General features: G+C 57.7%; 6 protein-coding genes. All 6 read right to left on the bottom strand.

Going from position 1 to position 5,512, the window contains the following annotated elements; translation table 11 throughout:
• The coding region (locus ENI00_RS06935; protein ID WP_304100755.1) for a flagellar FliJ family protein at positions 1-223 on the bottom strand (223 nt) is incomplete at its 3' end.
• Positions 223-1,623 (bottom strand): flagellar protein export ATPase FliI, encoded by a 1,401-nt coding sequence (fliI, locus tag ENI00_RS06930; protein WP_304100753.1) that lies wholly within the window; start codon positions 1,621-1,623, stop codon positions 223-225. The genes ENI00_RS06935 and fliI, both read right to left, overlap by 1 nt.
• Positions 1,604-2,500, bottom strand: coding sequence for a flagellar assembly protein FliH (locus tag ENI00_RS06925; RefSeq protein ID WP_304100751.1), 897 nt, complete (start codon positions 2,498-2,500; stop codon positions 1,604-1,606). The genes fliI and ENI00_RS06925 overlap by 20 nt, the downstream gene beginning before the upstream one ends.
• Positions 2,500-3,543, bottom strand: a complete 1,044-nt coding sequence (gene fliG / locus ENI00_RS06920; RefSeq protein WP_304100750.1) for a flagellar motor switch protein FliG — start codon at positions 3,541-3,543, stop codon at positions 2,500-2,502. The genes ENI00_RS06925 and fliG overlap by 1 nt, the downstream gene beginning before the upstream one ends.
• Positions 3,536-5,257, bottom strand: coding sequence for a flagellar basal-body MS-ring/collar protein FliF (gene fliF, locus ENI00_RS06915; protein WP_304100748.1), 1,722 nt, complete (start codon positions 5,255-5,257; stop codon positions 3,536-3,538). Before fliF ends, fliG begins: the two co-directional genes overlap by 8 nt.
• Positions 5,258-5,272: 15 nt before the next feature.
• A partial coding sequence (fliE, locus tag ENI00_RS06910) for a flagellar hook-basal body complex protein FliE (protein ID WP_304100746.1) occupies positions 5,273-5,512 on the bottom strand: 240 nt, incomplete at its 5' end.

The raw sequence follows: 5,512 nt of genomic DNA, 5'->3' as shown, positions 1-5,512 counted from the left end.
GCGCAATAAACGCCTGCCACGCCTGCAAACGACTGACCTGCACCACACCGTGCTGACTGCTGCGAATCTGATCCCGATATTCCTGCTGATACCGGTTGAGGTTTTCGACCTGCCCCCTGTGCTGCTCCATCAACTCCCGGGCCTTGCCCATCTGCTCAAGGGCTTTCTGTTCCTTACGCTCTTCCAGCGCAAGCACGACACCCAGGCGTTCGGAACGAAGCATCAATCATCACCTCGTCGGGTATTGGTCGCCGCAGGATCAGGCACGACTGATTTGCGACGTTCCGGTGAACGCCGCTCAGGCACCACAGCCAGGAGCTCCTCAATGCTCTCGCTCAGAGATGCACGTTCGTTCAAATCCTGCTGCAGGAACTGACGCATGTTCCCTATATAGGTAATGGCGAAATCAATTTCCGGATCAGAACCTTTCACATACGCGCCAACACTGATCAAATCCCGGGTCTGCTGGTAGCGTGAGTAAACTTGCTTGAAACGCTGGGATCGGGAGAAATGCTCGGTTTCGGTCACCTGCGGCATAACCCGACTGATCGATGCTTCAACATCAATAGCCGGATAATGCCCCTCCTCTGCAAGCCGCCGCGACAGCACAATATGACCATCCAGAATCGCTCTGGCGGCATCCGCAATCGGGTCCTGCTGATCGTCACCTTCGGTCAGCACGGTGTAAAACGCCGTGATCGAACCGCCCCCGGGCAAACCGTTGCCGGTGCGCTCAACCAGCTGTGGCAGCTTGGCAAAAACGGACGGCGGGTAGCCTTTGGTGGCCGGTGGCTCGCCAACCGCAAGCGCAATTTCACGCTGCGCCTGGGCGTATCGGGTAAGCGAATCCATCAATAGCAGCACCCGCTTGCCTTTGTCCCGGTAGTATTCGGCAATCCGGGTGGTCAGCATGGCGGCGCGCAAGCGCATCAGGGGTGAATCGTCCGCCGGAGCGGCAACCACAACCGATCTGGCGAGCCCTTCTTCACCCAGAATGTCTTCTATAAATTCTTTGACCTCCCGGCCCCGCTCGCCAATCAGACCCACCACAATGACATCGGCATCGGTGAATCGCGTCATCATCCCCAGCAGCATACTTTTGCCAACGCCACTGCCGGCGAACAAACCCAAACGCTGGCCCTGGCCTACGGTCAGCAGCGCGTTGATAGCCCGGATGCCCACGTCCATAGACTGCCTGACCGGCGCCCGGTTGAGGGGGTTGATTATGTCTCCAGTCAACGGAACTCTGGCCTCGGCCTGAAGCGGGCCCTTGCCATCGAGAGGCTCACCACTGCCGTTCACCACACGGCCCAGCATCAGCGGGCCAACGGGAACGCGGCTTGCGGCAGACAGCGGCACTACCCTGGCGCCAGGCTTCAGGCCCTCTATGGCCGTGAGCGGCATCAGGTAGACCTTGTCATCCTCAAACCCTACAACTTCGGCTTCAACGGTACCGGCGCCCTGGCTCTGGATCACACAGCGATCGCCCACCACCATGGGGCAGCCAACGCACTCAAGCGTTAGCCCTACCATTCGGGTCAGGCGGCCAGATAGCTCCGGCTCCGGATTTGCGTGCAGCTGCGCCTGGTATCGATCCAGGCGATCAGCCAGGGAGGATGTCATCGCGCTTACCTTCGGTGGGATTGGTTTCAGAAGGAGTGTCTTTGTTCGGCGTTTCACCCGGCGAGCTCAAGACATCCCGCTGAAAGTCCGTCAAATCGTCCATCACGGCGCCCAACTCTTCAGACTCGCCGTTCCCGGCATCGTCTGTTTGCTGCTCAAGCATGCTCTGAACGGCGCGCTGAAAACGCTTTTCAACGGTAAAGTCAACAAGGCTGTTGCGGGTTTCAACCTTGCAGCCGCCCGGCAGCATACTGTCATCTTCCACAACCGAGGCTGCGGCTTCAAAACGCTCTGCCACTTCACGTACCGCACTGTAGTCGTCTGGATGAACATGAATGCGGACGTTATCCGCTGTTGATGGCAAAGCCTCAACCGCCCGACGCACCACCTGCCGGATGTGGGAGGAATCCAGGGTCAGCTCGCGATAGACAACGGCCCGGGCAAGCACCGTGGTGAGATTGAGCAGAGAGGTTTCAAGCTCGTCCTGATGTTGGCGAATGGGCAACAAGAGCTCGCCCAGCAGTGGTTCGAGGCGATCCAGGCTTGCGGTTACCTCAGCACGGGTTTCATCATAACCCGCACTCTGCCCAAGCGCCTTTCCTTCGGCATGACCGGTTTCAAAGCCTTCTTTATGGCCTTGTTCATACCCTTCTGCGCGGCCTTCTCGCAGCCCCTTTTCCCGGCCTTCATTCACGCCGTCCTCCCGGGCGGCCTGACGAATCTCGGCGAGGTCACTTGCTGTCAAAGGTTTGACATCACGCTCTTCTTCTCTGGCAACTTCGTTGCCACTGGCGTCCAGCAGCGGCAGTTCCCAACGTTCGTAGGCCGTTAGCTGCTCTTTGGGGATCAGGTTGGGGTTGCGGGAGGAATCTTTCATTACATCATTTCTTCACCGGCACCACCCAGCGTGATTTCTCCCGCTTCGGCCATGCGACGGGCAATGGTAATAATGTCTTTTTGGGCGGATTCCACGTCACTGACCTTCACCGGGCCTTTAGCCTCCAGGTCATCCTGTAGCAACTCGGCGGCACGCTTGGACATGTTCTTGAAGATCTTTTCCTGAACCGCTTCATCAGATCCCTTCAGGGCCACAACCAGAACGTCAGACGACACCTCGCGCAGAAGAGCCTGAATACCTCGATCATCAATATCCTTGAGGTTATCAAATACAAACATCAGGTCTTCGATGGTAGAGGCAAGATCCGGATCCATATCCTTGATGGAGTCAAGCAGATTGCCTTCAATACTGCGATCCATAAAGTTCATGATGTCCGCAGCACGCTTTACGCCCCCGATTCGGCTGGTCTGGGCCGCTGAGCCACCGGAGAACTGCTTCTCCAGAATGTCGTTCAGCTCCTGCAGCGCCTGGGGTTGAATACTTTCCAGCGAGGCAACCCGCATCATCACATCCAGGCGTACTTTCTCATCCAGCGTTGCAAGAATTTCGGCGGCCTGGTCCGGATCCAGGTAGGAAATAACAATCGCCTGAATTTGCGGATGCTCGTAGCGGATGATATCGCCCACGGCTCTGGGCTCCATCCATTTGAGCGTGTCCAATCCGGTGGTATTGCCACCGATAAGAATACGGTCGATCAGGCTGGCGGCCTTGTCGTCGCCCAGTGCCTGGGTGAGCATGGCGCGGATATAGTCATCGTTGCCCACGCCGAGCCCGGTCTGGCCACCCACCGCTTCCACAAACTGGCTCAGCACGAAAGACACGTCGTCTTTGCTGACGTCTCGCATCTGGGCCATGGCAACACCCACGCGCTGAACTTCTTTTGGACCCATATGTTTCAGCACTTCGGCCGCATCGGCTTCGCCCAGAGACATCAGCAGGATAGCCGCCTGTTCCACCCGCGGAATTTTTCGCTGGGGCTTCTGAGGCGCGTCAACATTCTGCGGTCTGGTCTGATCAGTCATCAACGTTCACCCACTGGCGCATCACCTGAGAAACCCTGGCCGGGTCTTCGGCAATCAAACCTTTAAGAGCATTTAGCTGCCTATCATAACCATCTGTCGCGCCCGGCAAAAGGAGGTCGTCCTGAGGCGTCATAGCCTGGCGCAATGCATCGTTGCCGCCGGCATCGTCGTAGCCGCCATAACCATCGGAATCGGAATCGTCCCCCCGATCACGACGGCCGCCGCCAGACAGGCTTTTCAGCGTCGGACGCAACAAGCCAAGCACCAACACCAGAATAACCAGACCGGCCAATACCTGTTTCATCAAATCCCAGAACCACGGCTGCTCCCAGAAGCCCTGCGTTTCAAATTCAATGGCTTCTTCCTGCGCAAACGCCGTATTCATCACGGTCACGCTGTCACCGCGGGCGGCGGAATAGCCCACCGCATCACGCACCAGCATGCTGATGCGCTGCAACTCCTGCTCGGTCCACGGCTCATACGTTACCGCACCGGTGTCCGGGTTCACCACTTTCATGTCGTCAACCGCGAGCGCAACGGTCACTCGTCTCACTCGACCCAGTTCCTGGCGGGTGTAGCTGACGGTGCGATCCATTTCATAATTGCGGGTAGATTCCTTGCGCACATTCACCGGTTGTGCCGGCGCTGCGACCGCCGCATCGCCCACTTTTGTTTTGGCAGTTGCTTGTTCCGGCACGGTGGCAGCGGCAGGAGGCTGATTGGACAAAGCCCCGGGAATGCCGCCGTTAAACCCCGGTGTACGCTGTTCGGTAAGATCACGTTCACTGCGAACCGCCTGCTGGTCAGGGTTGAACAACTCCTCGGCCTGCTCCACCGATGAGAAATCCAGGTCTGCAGACACTTCTGTCCGGTACCGGCCATCGCCAACAATGGGCGAAATCAAAGAGGAGACACGGCGCGCCAAACCCTCTTCCACGCGGGACGTGTAGTCGTACTGATCCTGCATGCGCTCGCCATCGCCGCGACTTTCTTTTCCCGTCAGCAAATTGCCATTTTGATCAACAACGGTCACGTGATCCTTGTTCATCATCGGAATGCTACCGGCAACCAGATTCACAATCGCAGCGATCTGTTCCTGTTCGGGGCGACGACCTGCAAAGACTTCAAGAAAAACCGACGCGGTTGGATCACGGGCGTCCCGCACGAACACTGAACGCTCGGGAATCGCCAGGTGAACCCGGGAACCGCGAATCCCACGCATGCTGCTGATGGTGCGTGCCAGCTCACCCTCAAGGCCACGGCGATAGCTGATGGTTTCCATAAACTGCGAGGTGCCGAGCCCCCGATCCTGGTCCAACAGCTCATAGCCCATTGTTTTTTGGTCGGTTACGCCCTCTGCGGCCAGCTTGAGCCGCGCATTGTAGACCTGATCAGACGGCACCAGCAAAGCACCCGTACGGGTATCCATTTTATAATCGATGCCGTTGCTATCGAGAATGGTGGTGACGTCCTGGGGGTTGTACGCAGACAAGTCCCCCACCACGGGCTGGTAGTTTGGCTCCTGGGCCCAAAGCACAACCGCGACACCTAACGCAACGCTGGCCGCGAGACCCACCATCAGACCAACCTGGCGCAGAAGGTTCAGTCGATTAAACCCCAAAAACAGGTCGCTGTTACTCTCGGAGCCATCGGAGCTGCCGCCGCCCCGGGCGGCTGGCATGTTTGAGGTCGTTTCTGCGGGAACGCTGGCCATGTCTGTACTCCGTTATCAGATCGGCATATTCATAATGTCTTCGTACGCTCTGACCACGCGGTTACGCACCTGAGTCAACGCTTCGAAAGACACAGAAGACTTCTGGGCAGCAATCATCACCCGGGTAATATCCACATTGGGGTCGCCCATATCGTATGCCGTCTGCAAAGCACCGGCCTGTTGCTGAACGTCTTTAACGCTGTTGACGGCCTTGCCAAGCATGTCGCTGAAGTTCGATGTCTCCCGAACCTGATC

It is taken from the genome of Marinobacter antarcticus, assembly GCF_011049865.1.
Taxonomy (GTDB): Bacteria; Pseudomonadota; Gammaproteobacteria; order Pseudomonadales; family Oleiphilaceae; genus Marinobacter; species Marinobacter antarcticus_A.
The sequence above is the reverse complement of the archived record's forward strand: the minus strand, read 5'-3'. Positions and strand labels throughout refer to the sequence as shown.